This is a genomic window from Bradyrhizobium sp. CCGE-LA001 (genome assembly GCF_000296215.2).
Taxonomy (GTDB): Bacteria; Pseudomonadota; Alphaproteobacteria; order Rhizobiales; family Xanthobacteraceae; genus Bradyrhizobium.
Genome location: NZ_CP013949.1, coordinates 731,168 through 749,292, shown reverse-complemented (window position 1 = coordinate 749,292; position 18,125 = coordinate 731,168). Strand labels below are relative to the sequence as shown.

Sequence of the window (18,125 nt, the reverse complement as noted above, 5' to 3'; positions counted from 1 at the left end):
ACCTCATCTGGCGCAAAATTGCGCGCGGGCTTGATTCCTTTCCGCGCATCGCGCGCGATTGCATGCGGACCGCGATTATTCCTCACGTTGCGCACGAATTTTGGTCAATGCGGCACAGGGTTATCGCGGCGTTAAAAATCGGCCGGCAGGATGCGACTTCCGAATGGTCTAATTGGAAATGCGGATCGTGGTGTTGCGCGCACCCTCGCGCTGGACCAGCGCGAACAGGGTAGCCGCATGCGCGGGATGCAGCCTGACACAGCCATGCGAAGCCGGCCCGCCCAGGCGGGAGAGGTCCGTGGTGCCGTGGATGGCAAAGCCGCGGTGGAAGAAGATCGCGTACGGCATCGGCGAATTGTAGTATTTGCGCGAGAAATGGCGCCGCAGCATCGCCTGCGGATGGAAGATGCCGCTCGGCGTGCCGTAGCCGCGGCGGCCGGTCGACACCGGCCAGTTGTAGCGCGGCGCGCCGTCGACGCGCACCGACATGCGCTGCGAGGATTTGTCGATGTCGACCCGGAGGTCAGCCCGCGCCGGCGTCATGCAAAATCCCGCCAGCGCACAGGCAGCCAGGGCAACGCGCCGCGCCGGCCGCGTCAGAAAAAATGTCATTCTAAAAAACCTCTGCCTCCACGACAGGAGGTCGCCGGCACCTTGCAACTGTAAAGCCGCGGTGAGGCAGCACCCGCATGGCAAGGCTAATTCTTAACCCTGACGCGGTGTTGGGCTATAAGATTCGGCATGAGTCCCCGCCGCTTCGCCCCTCTCCTGCTTTTTATGACACTCCTGGCCTCCGGCAGCGCGCTGGCCCAGGACAAGGGCAGCGTCACCCCGAAGGCTCTGCCCCCGCTCGCCAATCCCAACGATCCCAGTCTCGGCGCCAAGGAATTGTTTGCGCGAAAACTGCTGCCCTCGAAGGGGCCGGCACATGTGGTCGGCTCCTACACCAGGGGATGCCTCGGCGGCGCCGCGCAGATGCCCGTGAACGGCGACAATTGGCAGGTGATGCGGCTGTCGCGCAATCGCAGCTACGGCCATCCCGACATGATCGCGCTGATCAAGCGGCTCGCGGCCAAGGCGCACAGGGACGCCGGCTGGCCCGGCATCCTGGTCGGCGACATCGCCCAGCCGCGCGGCGGGCCGGCGCTGTCGGGCCATGCCAGCCATCAGATCGGCCTCGATGCCGACATCTGGCTGACGCCGATGCCGGACCGCCGGCTCTCGCGCGAGGAGCGCGAGGAGATGAGCGCGGTGATGATGGTGCGGCCCGACCGGCTCGACGTCGATCCGAGGGTGTTCACATCAGGCCATGTGCTGGTGCTGCGCGATGCGGCGCGTGAACCCGCCGTGCAGCGCATCTTCGTCAACGCGGCGATCAAGAAGGCGCTGTGCCGCGAGGCCAAGGGCGACCGCGCCTGGCTGTCGAAGATCCGCCCGTGGTGGGGCCACGACTATCACTTCCACATCCGCATGCATTGCCCGGCGGGCGCCGGGGACTGCGAGGGCCAGCCGTCGCAATCCGAGGACGAAGGCTGCAAGCCCTCCGATCTCGCCTATTGGTTCTCGGACGCCGTGCTGCACCCGAAGCCCTCGCCGGAGCCGCCGAAGCCGAAGCCGCCGATGACGCTGGCGCAGATGCCGGCGGCCTGCAAGGCGGTGCTGCATGCGACGGATGTGAAGCCGTGAGCATCCCAAGGCACGAAGCGAGCCCGGGATGACGAACTCGTTGGTTGGCTCGCGCCACTGACATGCGCTAGGATCGTGCCGCCGCCGTGCCGTAAGCCCGCGGCATTCCGGGACGCGCATCCCGCTCCGACCAATCCCCCCATCCGTACGCGCGGCAACATCGGCTTACGCCGGCTACCGTGAGAGATCCATGCGCATCAGTGCACGCAACCAGATCAAGGGCAATGTCGTCGATGTCACCAAGGGTGCCACGACCTCCCACATCCGCGTCGATATCGGCAACGGCACGATCGTGACGTCCTCGATCACCAACGAGGCTGTCGACGATCTCGGCATCAAGATCGGCGGCAACGTCATCGTCGTAATCAAGGCCTCCGACGTCATGATTGCCGTGGATTGAGCATGAAAACCTCCTTCCTCGTGGCGCTGCTGCTGATCGGGGCAACTCCCGTTCTCGCCGCAGAAGAGCCCAGCGGCTGCGACAAGTTCAAATGGCCGATCGAGCGCGAGCGCGCAGCGCTCACGGCGTCGGATCGTGCCAAGCTGGCATCGGGAAGCGAACAGACGACGCTACCGTCATCCGCCATCACGCTCGGGCTGGTCGTCCCAGGTGAAGCCAGGCTGCCGACGCCGCCGGAGCGGGCGCCCAAGGATGGCACCTTCGCCGGCTTCACCAGCATCAAGGCGCCGAAGGCCGGGCTTTACACGATCAGCCTGTCCGCAGGGGCCTGGGTCGACGTGGTGCAGGACGGGCATTTCCTGAAACCGGTGGCCTTCAGCGGCGCGACCGATTGCGCCAGCATCCGCAAGACCATCAAATACGAGCTGTCGGGACAGCCCTTCGTGCTGCAGGTCAGCGGCGCCAAGGACAACTCGCTCTCGATTGCGATCCTGCCGGCGCAATAGGCCAAACAGCCGCCTTTGACCTGGCGGCCCAGCCTGCTATCTTCGCAGGTGCGATATCCCCGCCGGCCGTAAGCCGTTGCCGGGACACGCGGACAGCGCTTCCGCCCGTCGCACCTGACATGAACCCAACGCCAGATTTGCGCGTGCATTTGCACGCGTGGGCTCGCACGGAGCGCTATCCCATGATTCGTATTGCCGGACTTTTCGCCGCCTTCCTCATCCTCGCCGGCGCGAGCTTTTCGCCTGCCAGCGCGCAAGACAAGACCATCACCGTGTTCGCCGCCGCCTCGATGAAGAACGCGCTCGACGAGATCAATGCCGCTTACACCGCCAGGACCGGCGTCAAGATCGTCGCGAGCTACGCCGCGAGCTCGGCGCTGGCCAAGCAGATCGAGCAAGGCGCACCGGCCGACGTGTTCGTCTCCGCCGACACCGACTGGATGGACTACGCAGTCTCCAAGAAAACCATCAACGAGCCTTCCAGAGTCAATTTGCTCGGCAACAGCATCGTGCTGATCGCGCCGAAGGATTCCAAGATCGACAACGTCAGCATCGCGCAAGGCTTCGACCTCGCCAAGCTCGCCGGCGACGGCAGGATCGCGACCGGCGACGTCAAGTCGGTACCGGTCGGAAAATACGCCAAGGCTGCGCTGGAGAAGCTGGGCGCGTGGCAGGCGGCCGAGCCGAAATTCGCCATGGCCGAGAGCGTGCGCGCCGCGCTGACGCTGGTCGCCCGCGGCGAGGCCGCGCTCGGCATCGTCTATGCGACCGACGCCAAGGTCGAGCCTGGCGTGAAGATCGTCGGCAGCTTCCCGGCGGACTCGCATCCCGCGATCATCTATCCGGTCGCGGCGACCACCACCGCGAAGAGCGAGACCAGCGATTATCTCGCCTTCCTGCGCTCGTCGGCGGCCAAGACCATCCTGGAAAAGTACGGCTTCAAATTCCTGGTGAGCCCCAGCACCTGATCTTCGTCGCTTGATGCTCGACATCTCTCCCGCTGAATGGACGGCGATCCTGCTCTCGCTCAGGGTCGCCGTCATTGCGACCCTGGTGGCAACGCCGTTCGGCATCGCGCTGGCATGGCTGCTCGCCCGCCATGACTTTTGGGGCAAGTCGTTTCTCGACGCCGTGGTGCATCTGCCGCTGGTGCTGCCGCCGGTCGTCACCGGCTATCTGCTGCTTCTGACCTTCGGCCGCAAAGGCCTCGTTGGCGGCTTCCTCGCCGACCATCTCGGCATCGTCTTCTCGTTCCGCTGGACCGGCGCGGCACTCGCCTGCGGCGTGATGGCGTTTCCGCTTCTCGTCCGGCCGATGCGGCTGTCGATCGAGGCGATCGACCGCCGGCTCGAGCAGGCCGCCGAGACGCTCGGCGCGGCGCCATGGAAAGTGTTCTTCACGGTGACGCTGCCGCTGGCCCTGCCCGGCGTGCTCGCCGGCATGGTGCTCGGCTTTGCCAAAGCGATCGGCGAGTTCGGCGCCACCATCACCTTCGTCTCCAACATTCCCGGCGAGACCCAGACCATCTCGTCCGCGATCTATTCGCTGATCCAGACACCTGACGGCGATGCCGCCGCCGGCCGGCTCGTCATCGTCTCGGTCGTGCTCGCGATCGGCGCGCTGATCGCGGCCGAATGGTTCGCCCGCCGCGCCACCGCGCGGCTGCACGGGAATTGACCATGCTGCGCGTCGATGTCGAAAAGAAGCTCGGCGAATTCTCGCTCTCCGCGTCCTTCACCAGCGAGGGCCGCGTCATCGGCCTGTTCGGCGCATCGGGCGCCGGCAAGACCTCGCTGGTCAACATGATCGCAGGGCTGCTGCGGCCCGACCGCGGCACCATCGTGATCGACGGCGAGACCGTCGACGACACCGCCGCCGGCCTCCACGTGCCGACTTATCGCCGCCGCATCGGCTATGTGTTCCAGGATGCGCGGCTGTTTCCGCACCTCAGCGTCGCGCAGAACCTCGATTACGGACGGCGGATGAACGGCCTTGCGCCGGATCGCGCCCAGCACAAGCGCATCATCGATCTGCTCGACATCGGTGCTCTGCAGGATCGCCGCCCCGGAAAACTCTCCGGCGGTGAGCGCCAGCGCGTCGCGCTCGGCCGCGCGCTGCTGGCGCGGCCGCGCCTCCTCTTGCTCGACGAGCCGCTCGGCGCGCTCGACGAGGGCCGCAAGCTCGAGATCCTGCCGTATCTGACGCGGCTGCGGGATGAAGCCAATGTGCCGATGGTCTATGTCAGCCACGACGTCGCCGAGCTGCGCCAGCTCGCAACGCAGATCGTGATGCTGAAGCAGGGCCGGGTGACGAGTCTTGGCGGGGTGAAGGTGCTGGCGTAACGGGGGAGTTTCGTAGCCCGGATGGAGCGAAGCGTAATCCGGGACGGTGCCACGGGAGAAGCATCCCGGATTACGCCTCGCTTCATCCGGGCTACGCGTCCGGCTGCAAGGCGCGCCTAAACCCCCGCCACAGAGGCCCAGACATCGGCGAGCTTCTTCCGCAGTATTTGTGCGCGCGTCACTGCCGGCGGGGTCTCGTCCTCTTCCGGCAGGCGCAGGCCGACGACGTTGACGCGGCCGCCGGAGATGCTGCGTGCGACCAGCACGATCTCGTCCAACGGCAGCTCGGCACCCTCCTTCGGCGCGTGGTCGAGATGGACGTCGAAATAATCGGCGAGGGTTAGCTTGCCGTCGTCCTCGCCGACCTTCACGCCGTAGATCCCGGCGAGCTCGGCGAGCGTGTGCTCGCCGGAGACCATGAAGTCGCCGAGCAGATGCGGATCGGGCGCCGAGCTCGGCTGCATGTCGACGAAGAAGCGGTCGAGCGCCTCGGCCTTTTCCGGCGGCGCCAAGAGGTAGATGTAGTCGCCGGGCGCGATCGGCTCGGCCTCCATCGGCGTCAGGATGTTCTCGTTGCGGATCACCAGCGTCGGCTTGGACCACGACGGGATCAGGCCACGGCGGAAATACAGGCTCTTCGGCCGCACCGGATAGCCGACCAGCTGCTGCTCGAGCTGGCCGGGCAGATCGAGCTCGACACGACGCGGGCCGCGCTCGGCGCGCGGCAGCGCCACGTGCAGCTTGCGCGCAGCAGGCGCCAGCGTCCAACCCTGCAGCAGCAGCGAGATGATGACGACGACGAAGGCGACGTCGAAATAGAGATAGGCCTTGGGCAGGCCGACCAGCATCGGGATCGACGCCAGGAAGATCGCGACCGCGCCGCGCAGGCCGGTCCAGGCGATGAAGATCTTTTCGCGCCAATTGAAGCGGAACGGGCCAAGGCACGCGAACACCGCGATCGGTCGGGCGACCAGCATCAGGACCAGCGCGACGGCGATCGCCGGCAAAAGACTGGCACCGAGCCGGTTCGGCGAGACCAGCAGGCCGAGCAGCACGAACATCACGATCTGTGCCAGCCAGGTCGCGGCGTCCAGGAAGGCCACCACGGAATTGTGCGCGCGCGTCGGCCGGTTGCCGATGATGATGCCGGCGAGATAGACGGCGAGGAAGCCGGAGGCGTGCATGATCTGCGAGCCGCCGAAGATGACGAGCGCAGCGGTCGTCACGAATGGCGCATGCAGGCCCTGCGGCAGCGCCACCTGGTTCAGCGCGATGACGACGAGGCGTCCGCCGATGACGCCGACGACGGCACCCAGCACCGCCTCCTGGATGAACTCCACCAGCACATGGCCGGGCGAGCTCGTTCCGAGCGAGATGTATTCGACCAGCATCAAGGTGAGGAAAATCGCGAAGGGGTCGTTGGTGCCGGATTCCGCCTCCAGCGTCGCGCCGACACGCGGGCGCAGGCGCAGGCCCTGGGTGTGCACCAGCAGGAACACCGCGGCGGCGTCGGTCGAGGCCACGACGGCGCCGACCAGCAGCGATTCCGACCAGTTGAGGTCGAGGGCGTATTTCGCGAACGGGGCCGTGATCAGCGCCGTCAGCAGCACGCCGATCGTCGCCAGCACTACGGAGGGTGCGAGCACGGTGCGGATGCTGGCAAAGCGTGTCCTGAGGCCGCCGTCGAACAGGATCAAGGCGAGTGCGACCGATCCGACCAGATAGGTGGTGCGGACGTCGTCGAACTGGAGCTGACCGGGGCCGGAATCGCCGGCGAGCATGCCGATGGCAAGAAAGACGAGCAGCAACGGCGCGCCGAAGCGCAGCGCCAGCAGGCTGGAGAGAATGCCGGCCATGACGAGGACGGCGCCGAGCAATATGGCGAGACTGACGGAGTCGAGAGAGGCCATCCACCTTCCGGGTACAAATCGCTGGAATATCCATCCTTATCGTCGGCATTCTCCTGCGCCAACCCATTTTCTCCCGCTCGCGGCAATGTGCCCGCATTTTGCGGCCTTAACGCGCTTCACTTCACGGTGTATCGATGGCTCGGCCGCACCCTTTGTGGGATTCTGCGGCCCCCTCGAATCAATTGCGCCCGCCTGCTTCCCGACGAGACCGATGGACATGGACCTCAAAGACCTCATGGAGTTCGTGCAGACCACTGCACGCAGCGTCGGGGCGGAAATCTCGTCACCCTGGTTCTACCTGCAATTCGGCCTCATCCTGGCCGCGGCCGGCATCGCCTATGCCGCTGAGGCCGGCATTCGCAGCCGGGTCGACATGACGTCCCTGGCGATGCGCTGGCCGCTGCCGCTCCGGCACTTCGCACGGGTGATGGTCGCGAGCGCCTCGACGGCGGTGTTCACGCTGCTCGTGATCGTCTCGCGCGTGGTGATGTACCACGCGACCTGGCCGAGCCGCAGCTATCTCCTGATGGTCGCTGCCAAGATGGGGCTGGCCTGGCTCGTGATCCGGCTGGTGACGTCGGTCCTGCGCAACGCGTTCATCGTCAAGCTGGTGTCGATCACGGCCTGGTTCATCGCCGCGCTTTCCATCATCGGGCAGCTGGAAACGACGGTGGAGCTGCTCGATTCCTTCGCCATCGTGCTCGGCGGCCTCAGGCTGACCCCGCTGTTGGCGATCAAGGCCGGCGCGCTGCTGCTGATCGCGCTCTGGCTGACCAATATCGCGAGCAATTTCGCCGAGAGCCGGATCAACGCGACCACAGACCTGACGCCGTCGGTGCAGGTGCTGCTGGTGAAGATCATCCGCATCGGGCTTCTTGCCGTCGCAATCGTCATTGCGCTTGGCGCCGTGGGTATCGATCTGTCGGCGCTCGCGGTATTCTCCGGCGCGGTCGGCGTCGGCATCGGTATCGGCCTGCAGAAGATCGTCGCCAACTTCATCTCAGGGATCATCCTGCTCGCGGACAAATCGGTGAAGCCCGGCGACCTCGTCACCATCGGCGACAACACCGGGCGCATCAGCGCGATGAAGACGCGCTATATTTCCGTCGCAGCCGGCGACGGGCGCGAATTCCTGGTGCCGAACGAGGATCTGGTGACGCAGAAGGTCGTCAACTGGACCTATACCGACAAGAACACGCTGGTGAAGATCGCCTTCGGCACCAATTACGACGCCGACCCCCGGCTGGTCTGCAAGCTCGCCGCCGAGACCGCCGCCGCCCACCCCCGCGCCCAGAAGGGCAAGCCGCCGAACTGCATTCTGACCGAGTTTGCGGAGGCAGGGATGAAGTTCTCGTTGACCCTGTGGCTCGCCGACCCCGACGGCATGGACACCGTCAAAAGCGACGTGATGCTGGCGCTGTGGGACGCCTTCAAGCAGGAGGGCATCCGGGTTCCCTACCCGGTCCGCGAAATCCGCATCCGCGGCGGCGCCCTGCCGGTCGAAACCACCGTAGAAGTCCCGAATTAGGCCGGCTTTCGGGCGCAAAGAGTACGCTCGGCTTGCATGAAGGCCCGCAATCATTAGATTAGGGCCTGAAATCAAGCCTTTCCGCCGATATCCAGATCAGACCGAGCCCGGAAGACAGTTCTCGCATGAGCTACGTCGAAGCCACCGATACCTCCCTGCGCAAGACCGGACAGATCAAGCTGCATGGGCCAGCCGCGTTTGCCGGCATGCGCAAGGCCGGCGCGCTGGTGGCGAAGTGCCTCGACGAGCTCACCGACATCGTCGCTCCGGGCGTGCCGACCTCGACGATCGACGAATTCGTCCGCGACTTCGCCTTCAGCAACGGCGCCTATCCGGCGACGCTGATGTATCGCGGCTACCGCTACTCGACCTGCACCTCGCTCAACCACGTCGTCTGCCACGGCATGCCCGGCGACCGTCCGCTGAAGGAAGGCGACATCGTCAACATCGACGTCACCTTCATCGTCGACGGCTGGTATGGCGATTCCAGCCGGATGTATGCGGTCGGCCCGATCGCGCGCAAGGCCGAGCGGCTGATCGAAGTCACCTATGAAGCGATGATGCGCGGCATCGCCGCCGTGAAGCCCGGCGCCACCACCGGCGACATCGGCCACGCCATTCAGAGCTTCGTCGAGCCGCAGGGCATGAGCGTCGTGCGCGATTTCTGCGGCCATGGCCTCGGGCGCATGTTCCACGACGAGCCGAACATCATCCATATCGGTCGTCCCGGCGAGGGCGTGCAGCTCAAGCCCGGCATGTTCTTCACCATCGAGCCGATGATCAATCTCGGCAAGCCGCATGTGAAGATCCTCTCCGACGGCTGGACCGCGGTGACCCGCGACCGCTCGCTGTCGGCGCAGTTCGAGCATTCGGTCGGCGTCACCGCGACCGGTGTCGAGATTTTCACGCTGTCGAAGCGGCACGGCGAGAAGCCGATCGGGTGAGCTTGGTGCGAGCCGATCCGGCATAGCTTAGTTTGCCAGCGCAATTGACGGTTGCAAAAACGCGGCTCCCCGGCGATGCTTGGGCGCAATGCCCGTCAAGCCGGACCCCGACACGAGCAAGCCTGAGGACGCGCCGCATTATCACGGCCATCGCGAGCGGCTGCGCGAGCGCTTCTACAGTGCGGGCGCGGATGCGCTGAGCGATTACGAGCTGTTGGAGATGGCGCTGTTTCCGGCGCTGCCCCGGCGCGACACCAAGCCGCTGGCGAAGACGCTGATCAAGACCTTCGGCTCGTTCGCGGAGGTCGTGCACGCGCCGGTGGCGCGGCTGCGCGAGGTCGACGGGGTCGGCGAGGCCGCAATCAACCAGCTCAAGCTGATCGCCGCCGCGGCGCACCGCGTCGCCAAGGGCGAGGTCAACAGCCGCAACGCGCTGTCGTCCTGGAACGAGGTGATCGCCTATTGCCGCACCAGCATGGCCTTCGCCGACAAGGAACAGTTTCGCCTGCTCTTCCTCGACAAGCGCAACCAGCTCATCGCCGACGAGGTGCAGCAGACCGGCACCGTCGACCACACCCCGGTCTATCCACGCGAGGTGATCAAGCGCGCGCTCGAGCTATCGGCGACCGCGCTGATCCTGGTGCACAACCATCCCTCCGGCGATCCCTCGCCCTCGCAGGCCGACATCCAGATGACGAAAGCGATCATCGACATCGCCAAGCCGCTGGGGATTGCCGTGCACGACCACATCATCGTGGGCAAGAGCGGGCACGCCAGCCTGCGCGGGATGCGGTTGATCTAGAGCCTCAAATCAGATGACAAGGAAACGATGAGCGACTGGCTGCACAATCTGCCGGTGCCGTTGATGGCGCTGGTGATCTTCGGCTTCACCTATCTTGTGGCCGCGGCGATCTTCGCAGGCATCGCGCTTGTCGCGACGGGAGAGCGCGCAAAATCGCTCAAAGCGATCTCGCCGGGCATGCTGCCCGTGCTCGGCATCATCTTCGGCCTGTTCGTCGCCTTCACCGCAGCGCAGGTCTGGGGCGATAGCGATCGCGCAAGCGCCGCGGTAAGTCGCGAGGCCAGCGCGCTACGCAGCGCCGTGCTGCTGGCCGGCGGCCTGCCGGCAGAGCAGGAGACGAAGCTGCGCGGCCTGGTGCGCGACTATGTCGGGCAGGCCGTCGCGGTGGAATGGCCGATGATGGCGCATCAGGAGGCATCGCTGAAGGTGACGCCGCCGGCGCTCGCCGATGCCCTGCAGCTCGTCATCACGATGACGCCGCAAGGCACGGGGCAGGCGAATGTGCAGCGCGAGCTCATCGCCGCGCTGGAGCAGGCGCTGGATGCGCGGCGGCAGCGGATCATCGTCAGCCTCGCCGCGGTCAATCCAGTCAAATGGTGGTGCCTGTACCTCCAGGCCGCCTGCGCATTGCTGGTGATCGGCCTCGTTCATTGCGACAACCGGCTGGGATCGGCGATCGCGATGGGCCTGTTCGCAACGGGGGTGGCCACCTCGGTCCTGCTGATCGCCGCGCACGACCGGCCGTTCGCCGGCCAGATCTCGATTCAGCCAGAGCCGCTGCTCCAGATCATGCCGGAGGCGGCGGCAAAGACCTAGAGCGGGCACGCCAGCCTGCGCGGGATGCGGTCGATCTCAGCTAGATCAGAACATCTGGTTCTTGGCGGCTTTCAAGTGGTCTTCCGCGGCTGAGATGCCGGCGAATGCCTTGAGCGTCAGGGCAGTCGGTTGCGGCTTCCATGCAGCGACCAGCCTTTCTGCATTCTCGAGCTCCGGCTTGGACAACATTCCGGCCATCTCGTTCACGTTCTTGGCCGGTGCCACCTTCGAGAGCTTGAAATAGGCATAGGACAGGGACAGATCCCTCGGCGTGCCCTTCCCGGCGGAATACGCACGGGACAGGCTGAAGAGCGCGGCGGGAAGCCCCTGATCGCCTGCCAGCTTCCACCATTTCAGCGCTTCTTCTGAGTTGCCTTGCCGGTCGTACATGAGCGCGACATCGTGCTGGGCTCTCGCATAGCCGGCCTTGGCCGAAACGAGCTTGTATTTCAACGCTTGATCCGAGTCGGTTGCGACGACGCCTTCGCCTTGCCCGTCGTAATAACAACCGAGCTTGTAGGCCCCCAGCGGGTGGTTGGCCGCGGCCGATTTCTGAAACCACTCGAAGGCCTGGCTGCGATCCTGCGGCGTGCCGATGCCGTTATTGTGCATCATGCCGACGTGGTATTGCGCCTCGGCATCCCCGCGATCGGCCAGCGTCACCATCGCATTGAAGGTGCGCGCATCATTTGCGTCGGCGGGCATCGAGAGGCCGAGAATGCAGGCGAAGGCAACGGCAACGAATCTCATATCCAAGCCCGATCCGGTCTGACCATTATGCCTTGGTCACCGGAACGGAAGAAAAGTTCAAATCTGGCAGCAATTCAGAAACCGGCGAACTTGGCCGCAGCCGCCGCGAAGCCCGCAGCGTTGATTGCGCAAACGAACTGACACACGCAACCTCGACGAGCGAGCGCCGTCAGCTCACGGCTCGATCCAGCGCTGCACGGCTTCGGCGGTGTCGGCCGGCGTGGTGTTGAAGCAGATCGCAGCATCGGGCGCGAGGCGATGGACGAGGTTGAGCACCCTCTCGAACAACAGCAATCGCTCCTTCTGCTCGCGCAGGCCGGCGCCGATCACGATGCAGTCGAAGCGCTCGTCGCGCAGCGCCGCCGTGACGGCGGCCTCGGCGGTCGCGTCGAGATCGATCAGGCAGCTCGTGACCTCGAAACCGAGACCGCGCAAACGCAGCAGCTGGGCCTCGATGTAGCTACGGACGTTTTCGGGCGTGAGCTGCGGGAATGCGCTGTAATCCGCATTACCGGGCTCGATGCCGATCGCGAGAACGCGCTTGGCCATGCCGGATCTCCCAACGGAATCGCCTGTTCCGTCAACGGAATGCCCTGCCGACGAGTTCCGCGTGGCGTCCGTCGTTCGGCAGCGGCGGGCTGCCTATTGCCGCAGCATGATCAGGGGATCGGCGGTGTCGGGGACGCGCCGCCATTGCGCGTTGTCGTCGGCCTCGAACTGCCAGGCATCGCCCGATTTCGACATCAGGATGATCTGGCCGCGCTCGAGCCGCCATTGCGTCGGGTTGAACTGCGCGATCGACGCGTCGCATCTCGGCTTGAGGAAGACCTGGAAATTGTCCGGCCCCGCCTCGGTGTTGGTCAGCGTCAGCCCGCACACCGGCTGGCCGTTGCCGCGCACCATCGACCAATCGCCGATCATCTGGTCCATCGACTTGGCCATGGCGCGCGCGGCGGCGAGGTCCTGCAGGATGTAGACGCCCTCGCCCTGGCGCAGGCCCTCGAAGATGCCGGCCTCGACCTCGGTGAAGTCGATCACGGCTTCACCCGCTGCGTCCTGCAAGCGGACGATGTCGAGCCCCCTGACGCTCCAGGCGACGATGTCCTTGGTGAAGGGCAGCGCGGCCTTGCAGGCCGGCTCGAGCTCGAGCTTGAAGCCCTGGCCTGCGGCGTCGCCCTTGAGGGTGACGACGCAGGTCTTGCTGCGCTCGGTGGTCGAGAGCTCCCACTGTCCGGGCATCTGCTTCTTCAGGGCCGCCGCATCCTGCGCATGCGCGATGCCGATCGCGGCCAGGCAGGCCGCGACGGCGGATGCAACGACCCGAAGAGCTCTCATCAGCGCCCCTTGAATGGTGTTTCCGCAACCGGGGTCAGCGGCGCCTTGCCGCCGAACCAGGCCTTGAGGTTGTCGACCACGAGCTGGTCCATGGCGTTGCGCGTCACCACCGAGGCGGAGCCGATATGCGGCAGCAGCACGACGTTCTGCATGGTCTTGAGCTCGTCCGGCACGTTCGGCTCGGCCGCGAAGACGTCGAGGCCGGCGGCGAGGATGGTGCCTGATTTCAGCGCCTGAACCAGCGCCGGCTCGTCCACCACCGAGCCGCGCGCGACGTTGATCAACACGCCGCGCGGACCGAGCGCCTTGAGCACCTCGGCATTGATCATCTTGTTCGTGCTGGCACCGCCGGGCACGATCACCATCAACGTGTCCACCGCCTTGGCCATCTCGATCAAGTCAGGATAGTGCTTGTAGGAGACGTCCTTGGACGGATTGCGCGAGTGATAGACCACCGGCACCAGCGAGGCATCGAGCCGGCGCGCGATGGCCTGGCCGATCCGGCCCATGCCGACGATGCCGACCTTGCGGTCGCGCAGCGAGCCGACGCTGAGCGGGTAGTTCTGGGTCTGCCACAGCCCGGAGCGGACATAGCGGTCGGCCTTGATGAATTCGCGCAAGGTCGAGATCAACAGGCCCATCGCGACGTCGGCGACCTCCTCGGTCAGCACATCAGGCGTGTTGGTGACGATGATCTTGTGCTCGGCCGCGTATTTCACGTCGACGTGGTCGTAGCCGACGCCGAAGCTCGCCACCATCTCGATCTTGGGCAGTTGCGACAGCGAATCCTTGTCGGCCCGCACGGTGTGATAGGTCACGGCGACGCCGCGGATCTTCTCGCGGATCGCCGGGGTCAGCCGCTCGAGGTCACCACGCGTCTCGGCCTTGTGCACGACGAAATGGTCGGAAAATCCGTTGTCGAGGATCGGCCGCACCGGTCCATAAATCAAAAGATCGATCTTTTCGGACGAAATCGGACCGGTAGACATCAGCTTTCCTTTCCAAGCGCGCTCTCGTGCCAGCGCCGTAAAACGAGGTGGGAAACTAGCGCCAGCACCCCATAGATGACAATCCCGGCCAGCGACAACAAAAGCAGCGCCGCGAACATGCGGGGTATGTTCAATCGATAGCCTGACTCGGCGATCCTGTAGGCGAGGCCGGAGCCGGCACCCGCTGTTCCCGCCGCGATCTCGGCCACTACCGCGCCGATCAGCGACAGGCCGCCGGCGATCCGCAAGCCACCGAGGATATAGGGCAGCGCCGCAGGCAGCTTGAGAAAGCGCAGGGTCTGCGGCTTTGATGCGCCATAGAGCTGGAACAGGCCGGCGAGATTGCGGTCGACCGAATTGAGCCCGAGCGTGGTGTTGGACAGCACCGGGAAGAACGCAACGATGAAGGCGCAGACCACGACCGCGGTCTGCTGCTCCAGATAGATCAGCAGCAGCGGCGCGATCGCGATGACCGGCGTCACCTGGAGCACGATGGCATAGGGGAACAGCGAATATTCCACCCATTTCGACTGGTTGAACAGCAGCGCCAGCGCAATGCCGCCGATGCTGGCGGCGATGAAGCCTTCGAGCGTGGTCAGGAGCGTGGTCGCGAGCGATTGTGACAGCACCGCCCAGTCCTTGATCAATGTCAGGACGATGACCGAGGGCGCCGGCAGCACGTAGGGCGGAATCTCCTTGATCCGGACGACCGCTTCCCAGGCCAGGAGGCCGGCCGCGAACACGATGACGGGCAGCACGATGCGCATCGCGCGTTGCGCAGCTCGCGGTTTTGCAGTGACGGCAGCTTGAGCGCTCATAGCGTCGACTGTCCCGAATATGACGGCGCCAGCGCGGTCGACACGCGTCGGCAATAATCGGAATAGGCGGTCGAGGTGCGAAACTCCTCGCCGCGCGGCTCGACCGTCTCGATGCGGAGGTCGGCCTGGATGCGGCCGGGCCGCCCCGTCATCACCACGACGCGCTGCGACAGGTAGACGGATTCGAACACCGAATGGGTGACGAAGATGACGGTCTTGCCGAGGCTGCGCCACAGCGCGAGCAGATCGTTGTTGAGGCGGAAGCGCGTGATCTCGTCGAGCGCGGCGAACGGCTCGTCCATCAAGAGAATATCAGGATCGGTGACGAGCGCGCGTGCCAGCGACACCCGCATCTTCATGCCGCCCGACAGCTCGCGCGGATAGGCCTCGGCGAAATCGGCGAGCCCGACGCTGGCGAGCGCCGCATCGGCGCGTTCGCACGCTTCCGCCTTCGGAACGTGGCCGAGCCGCAGGGGCAGCCGCACATTCTCGCGCACGCTGGTCCAGGGCATCAGGGTCGGCTCCTGGAATACGAAGCCGATGCCGTGGCCCGGCTGCACCTCGCCCTCGTGATGCGCCACCCGCACGGTGCCGGACGACGGGGCCGCGAGGCTTGCGATGATCCGCAGCGCCGTCGACTTGCCGCAGCCGGACGGGCCCAGCAGCGAGATGAACTCGCCCTTGCGCACGGCAAGGTCGAGCGGGCCGAGCGCCATCACGCCGTTGTCATAGGCTTTCGTCACGCCGCGCAGGCTGACGGCGAGCGCCGTCAGGCTCGCTTCGACGGCGGACGAGGTTGGGGCAGCGGACATCGACCGCGCGTTACGGCTTGTTCGGGCGCAGCTCGACGCCGACGCCCTTGTTGACGAAGCGCAGCGTGTAGGATTTGCGGAAGTCGAGATCGGCCTTGACGACGCCGGCCTTGACCATCTTGTTGAAGAAGGAGCCGTAGCGCTCGTCGCTCATGGCGCCGATGCCGTTCTTCAAGCTATCTCCGGAATCGACGATGCCGTGCTCCTTCATCTTCGCGACGGAATAGGCGAGCAGATCGTCGGTCATCTCCGGATTGAGCTTCTTGATCAGGGCATTGCCGGCGGAATTGTCGCGGTAGATGTAATTGTACCAGCCGATCATGGAGGCATCGACGAAGCGCTGGACGAGATCGGGCTTCTTCTCGACGATGTCGCGGCGGGTCTCGATCAGGGTCGAATAAGTGTTGAAGCCGTAATCGGCTAGCAGCAGCACGTTGGGCTTGAAGCCGGCCGCCTTCTCGACCGCGAAGGGCTCTGACGTCACGTAGCCCTGCATGGCGCTCTTGGGATTGGCGATGAAGGGCTGCGGATTGAAATTATAGGGGCGGACGTTCTTCTCGCTGAAGCCATATTCGGATTTCAGCCATTGGAAGTAGCTGGTCATGCCTTCCTTGGAGACGAACAGCGTCAGCGGCTTCAATTCCTCGATCTTGGTGACCTTGGCGTCGGGCTGCGTCAGCATCACCTGCGGATCCTTCTGGAAGATCGCGGCGATGGTGATGACGGGCACGTTGTTAGCGACCGCATCGAACGACATCAGTGTGTTCGCGGCCATGAAGAAATCGATCTTGCCCGCGATCAGCAGCATCCGGTTGTTCTCGTTGGGACCGCCGGGGATGATGGTGACGTCGAGGCCGTATTTCTTGTAGGTGCCGTCGGCGACCGCCTGGAAGAAGCCGCCATGCTCGGCCTCGGCAACCCAATTAGTGCCGAAGGTGACCTTGTCCAGCGTCTCGGCCTGCGCCGGCAGGATCGAGACGAAAGCGGCGATCAGGCCTGCCGTTAACGCTCGCCGCAGATGAGAGGGGCTCATGAGTGCACTCCGTCGATCACTTCTAGCCGATACCAAGCCAACGCGATAAAACCGCATGACATTGGGGACGCGAGCCGGTCGGGCCCGCGTCCCCTCATAACCCCAAATTACGTGACAAATTCGGGCAAAGAAACCTTGATGACGCCGCCCCGCGACTGGAACGAAATTCGCTGGGCCGATGCCGCCGCCGCGGACCTGTCGCGCTGGATCGCCGTGCTGCCGCTTGCCGCGACCGAGCAGCACGGCCCGCATCTGCCTGTGACGACCGACGTGCTAATTGCGGAGGCTTACCTGGCGCGCGTGCGCGAGCTGCTGCCCGAGAGCATTCCCGCCAGCTTCCTGCCCGTCGAACGGATCGGGATTTCCACCGAGCATATCGACTATCCGGGCACGCAGACGCTGCCGACCGAAACTGCGCTGAAGAAATGGACCGCCATCGGCGAGGACGTCGCGCGGCGCGGCGTCAGGAAGCTCGTCATCATCACCAGCCACGGCGGCAACAGCGCGGCGATGATGCTGATCGCGCAGGATCTGCGCGCGCACCAAAACCTGTTCGTGGTGACGACGTCGTGGTCGCGGCTATCGGGCGCGGATAAACTGTTCCCGGCCGAGGAAGTGCGCCACGGCATTCACGGCGGCGCGGTCGAGACCTCGATCATGCTGTCTCGCTATCCCGAGCAGGTGCGCGTGGATGCGATCGCGGACTTTCCCGCGAGCAGCATCGCGCTGGAGCGGCAATATCGCTGGCTGTCGACGCAGCGGCCCGCGCCGTTCGCCTGGCAGGCGCAAGATCTCAACCCCAGCGGCGCGGTCGGCAACGCGACATTGGCCGTTGCTGAGAAAGGCGAGCAGCTGATCGATCAGGGCGCGGCGGCGTTTTGCGAGCTATTGAACGAGGTCGATAACTTCGACGTGAACAGGCTCGCCAAGGGGCCCCTCGGTTAGCTGTCATCCCACTGGAATCATTCGAGAAAGATCGACGCTCCGGAACCGACTCCGCGGTGTTCGAACCGGACACGGAGAGCCTCCGTCCAACTGGGCACGCGGGCCACAACGGACCGCCTCAACCCGGATGGAGTTTCACATGTCGATCAAGTCCAAGATTGCCGCCGCAGCTCTCGCCACCCTTGCCGTCACCGGCAGCATCGTGTCCACCACCTCCTCGGCCGAAGCCAAGCAGCCCGGCTGGGTCTGGGGTGTGGGCGCCGGCATCGCCACTGCCGCCGTCGTCGGCTCCGCGATCGCCGCCACCAACGACCCCTATTACCACGGCTATCGCCGCTGCGGCTGGGTCGCCCAGTACAACGCCTTCGGCCAGTACGTCGGCCGCGTTCGCACCTGCTACTGATCTAGGTACCTGAGGCCGATCTAACGTGGCTCCTGCGTCCCGACACGGGCGCCTCATCCACCCCGTGTCGTGCCCCCGACCCCGCCCGGCTGTCCCCGCCTGGCGG

General features: G+C 65.2%; 21 protein-coding genes. 12 read left to right on the top strand and 9 right to left on the bottom strand.

All coding sequences use genetic code 11. The features are described 5' to 3' along the window. Positions 1 to 168: 168 nt before the first annotated feature. Entirely contained in the window at positions 169 to 612 is a 444-nt protein-coding gene (locus tag BCCGELA001_RS03545) for a L,D-transpeptidase (protein WP_144441121.1), read from the bottom strand. A 129-nt stretch (positions 613 to 741) separates the two neighbouring features. Here BCCGELA001_RS03545 and mepA point away from each other — a divergent pair, with 129 nt between their 5' ends. The 6 genes from mepA (at position 742) to modC (ending at position 4,934) form a co-directional block, all read left to right on the top strand. Beyond that, positions 742 to 1,686 carry a penicillin-insensitive murein endopeptidase gene (mepA, locus tag BCCGELA001_RS03540; protein WP_060734637.1) on the top strand — a complete coding sequence of 315 codons (945 nt, stop codon included), beginning with the start codon at positions 742 to 744 and terminating at the stop codon, positions 1,684 to 1,686. Between the two features lie 190 nt (positions 1,687 to 1,876). Then, complete coding sequence (locus BCCGELA001_RS03535) at positions 1,877 to 2,086, top strand: TOBE domain-containing protein (RefSeq protein WP_008542497.1); 210 nt, start codon at positions 1,877 to 1,879, stop codon at positions 2,084 to 2,086. A gap of 2 nt (positions 2,087 to 2,088) precedes the next feature. Next, positions 2,089 to 2,592, top strand: coding sequence for a hypothetical protein (locus BCCGELA001_RS03530; RefSeq protein ID WP_060734636.1), 504 nt, complete (start codon positions 2,089 to 2,091; stop codon positions 2,590 to 2,592). Positions 2,593 to 2,774: 182 nt separating this feature from the next. Continuing rightward, positions 2,775 to 3,560, top strand: coding sequence for a molybdate ABC transporter substrate-binding protein (modA, locus tag BCCGELA001_RS03525; RefSeq protein ID WP_060734635.1), 786 nt, complete (start codon positions 2,775 to 2,777; stop codon positions 3,558 to 3,560). Between the two features lie 13 nt (positions 3,561 to 3,573). Then, positions 3,574 to 4,269 carry a molybdate ABC transporter permease subunit gene (gene modB, locus BCCGELA001_RS03520; RefSeq protein ID WP_008542494.1) on the top strand — a complete coding sequence of 232 codons (696 nt, stop codon included), beginning with the start codon at positions 3,574 to 3,576 and terminating at the stop codon, positions 4,267 to 4,269. 2 nt (positions 4,270 to 4,271) lie between these two features. Continuing rightward, on the top strand, positions 4,272 to 4,934 hold the full coding sequence (gene modC / locus BCCGELA001_RS03515) for a molybdenum ABC transporter ATP-binding protein (RefSeq protein WP_008542493.1): 663 nt from the start codon (positions 4,272 to 4,274) through the stop codon (positions 4,932 to 4,934). 116 nt (positions 4,935 to 5,050) lie between these two features. Here modC and BCCGELA001_RS03510 read toward each other — a convergent pair whose 3' ends face one another. Further along, positions 5,051 to 6,844 (bottom strand): potassium/proton antiporter, encoded by a 1,794-nt coding sequence (locus BCCGELA001_RS03510; protein ID WP_060734634.1) that lies wholly within the window; start codon positions 6,842 to 6,844, stop codon positions 5,051 to 5,053. Positions 6,845 to 7,055: 211 nt separating this feature from the next. Here BCCGELA001_RS03510 and BCCGELA001_RS03505 point away from each other — a divergent pair, with 211 nt between their 5' ends. The 4 genes from BCCGELA001_RS03505 (at position 7,056) to BCCGELA001_RS03490 (ending at position 10,934) form a co-directional block, all read left to right on the top strand. Continuing rightward, positions 7,056 to 8,372, top strand: coding sequence for a mechanosensitive ion channel family protein (locus BCCGELA001_RS03505; RefSeq protein ID WP_008542492.1), 1,317 nt, complete (start codon positions 7,056 to 7,058; stop codon positions 8,370 to 8,372). Between the two features lie 125 nt (positions 8,373 to 8,497). Beyond that, entirely contained in the window at positions 8,498 to 9,316 is an 819-nt protein-coding gene (map, locus tag BCCGELA001_RS03500; RefSeq protein WP_008542491.1) for a type I methionyl aminopeptidase, read from the top strand. An 88-nt stretch (positions 9,317 to 9,404) separates the two neighbouring features. Continuing rightward, entirely contained in the window at positions 9,405 to 10,118 is a 714-nt protein-coding gene (gene radC / locus BCCGELA001_RS03495) for a RadC family protein (RefSeq protein ID WP_060734633.1), read from the top strand. A gap of 27 nt (positions 10,119 to 10,145) precedes the next feature. Then, on the top strand, positions 10,146 to 10,934 hold the full coding sequence (locus BCCGELA001_RS03490; protein WP_008542488.1) for a bestrophin-like domain: 789 nt from the start codon (positions 10,146 to 10,148) through the stop codon (positions 10,932 to 10,934). 45 nt (positions 10,935 to 10,979) lie between these two features. Here BCCGELA001_RS03490 and BCCGELA001_RS03485 read toward each other — a convergent pair whose 3' ends face one another. From BCCGELA001_RS03485 to BCCGELA001_RS03455, 7 genes are all read right to left on the bottom strand, one after another. Further along, entirely contained in the window at positions 10,980 to 11,600 is a 621-nt protein-coding gene (locus BCCGELA001_RS03485) for a tetratricopeptide repeat protein (RefSeq protein ID WP_158511595.1), read from the bottom strand. Between the two features lie 258 nt (positions 11,601 to 11,858). Further along, entirely contained in the window at positions 11,859 to 12,233 is a 375-nt protein-coding gene (locus tag BCCGELA001_RS03480) for a hypothetical protein (protein ID WP_008542483.1), read from the bottom strand. A gap of 93 nt (positions 12,234 to 12,326) precedes the next feature. Beyond that, entirely contained in the window at positions 12,327 to 13,019 is a 693-nt protein-coding gene (locus BCCGELA001_RS03475; protein WP_008542481.1) for an AprI/Inh family metalloprotease inhibitor, read from the bottom strand. Then, the gene (locus BCCGELA001_RS03470) at positions 13,019 to 14,008 is read right to left on the bottom strand and encodes a 2-hydroxyacid dehydrogenase (RefSeq protein ID WP_060734632.1); all 990 of its coding nucleotides are present in this window, start codon (positions 14,006 to 14,008) and stop codon (positions 13,019 to 13,021) included. The genes BCCGELA001_RS03475 and BCCGELA001_RS03470 overlap by 1 nt, the downstream gene beginning before the upstream one ends. Next, positions 14,008 to 14,826: an ABC transporter permease gene (locus BCCGELA001_RS03465; RefSeq protein ID WP_060734631.1), complete on the bottom strand. Its 819-nt coding sequence runs from the start codon at positions 14,824 to 14,826 to the stop codon at positions 14,008 to 14,010. The genes BCCGELA001_RS03470 and BCCGELA001_RS03465 overlap by 1 nt, the downstream gene beginning before the upstream one ends. Then, on the bottom strand, positions 14,823 to 15,638 hold the full coding sequence (locus BCCGELA001_RS03460) for an ABC transporter ATP-binding protein (protein WP_008542467.1): 816 nt from the start codon (positions 15,636 to 15,638) through the stop codon (positions 14,823 to 14,825). The genes BCCGELA001_RS03465 and BCCGELA001_RS03460 overlap by 4 nt, the downstream gene beginning before the upstream one ends. Before the next feature lie 10 nt (positions 15,639 to 15,648). After that, positions 15,649 to 16,671 carry an ABC transporter substrate-binding protein gene (locus BCCGELA001_RS03455; RefSeq protein WP_008542466.1) on the bottom strand — a complete coding sequence of 341 codons (1,023 nt, stop codon included), beginning with the start codon at positions 16,669 to 16,671 and terminating at the stop codon, positions 15,649 to 15,651. Between the two features lie 138 nt (positions 16,672 to 16,809). Between BCCGELA001_RS03455 and BCCGELA001_RS03450 the strand changes: the two genes are divergently transcribed. Next, positions 16,810 to 17,616, top strand: a complete 807-nt coding sequence (locus tag BCCGELA001_RS03450) for a creatininase family protein (RefSeq protein ID WP_008542465.1) — start codon at positions 16,810 to 16,812, stop codon at positions 17,614 to 17,616. 139 nt (positions 17,617 to 17,755) lie between these two features. Beyond that, positions 17,756 to 18,019 (top strand): hypothetical protein, encoded by a 264-nt coding sequence (locus BCCGELA001_RS03445; RefSeq protein ID WP_060734630.1) that lies wholly within the window; start codon positions 17,756 to 17,758, stop codon positions 18,017 to 18,019. The last annotated feature ends 106 nt before the right edge of the window (positions 18,020 to 18,125 follow it).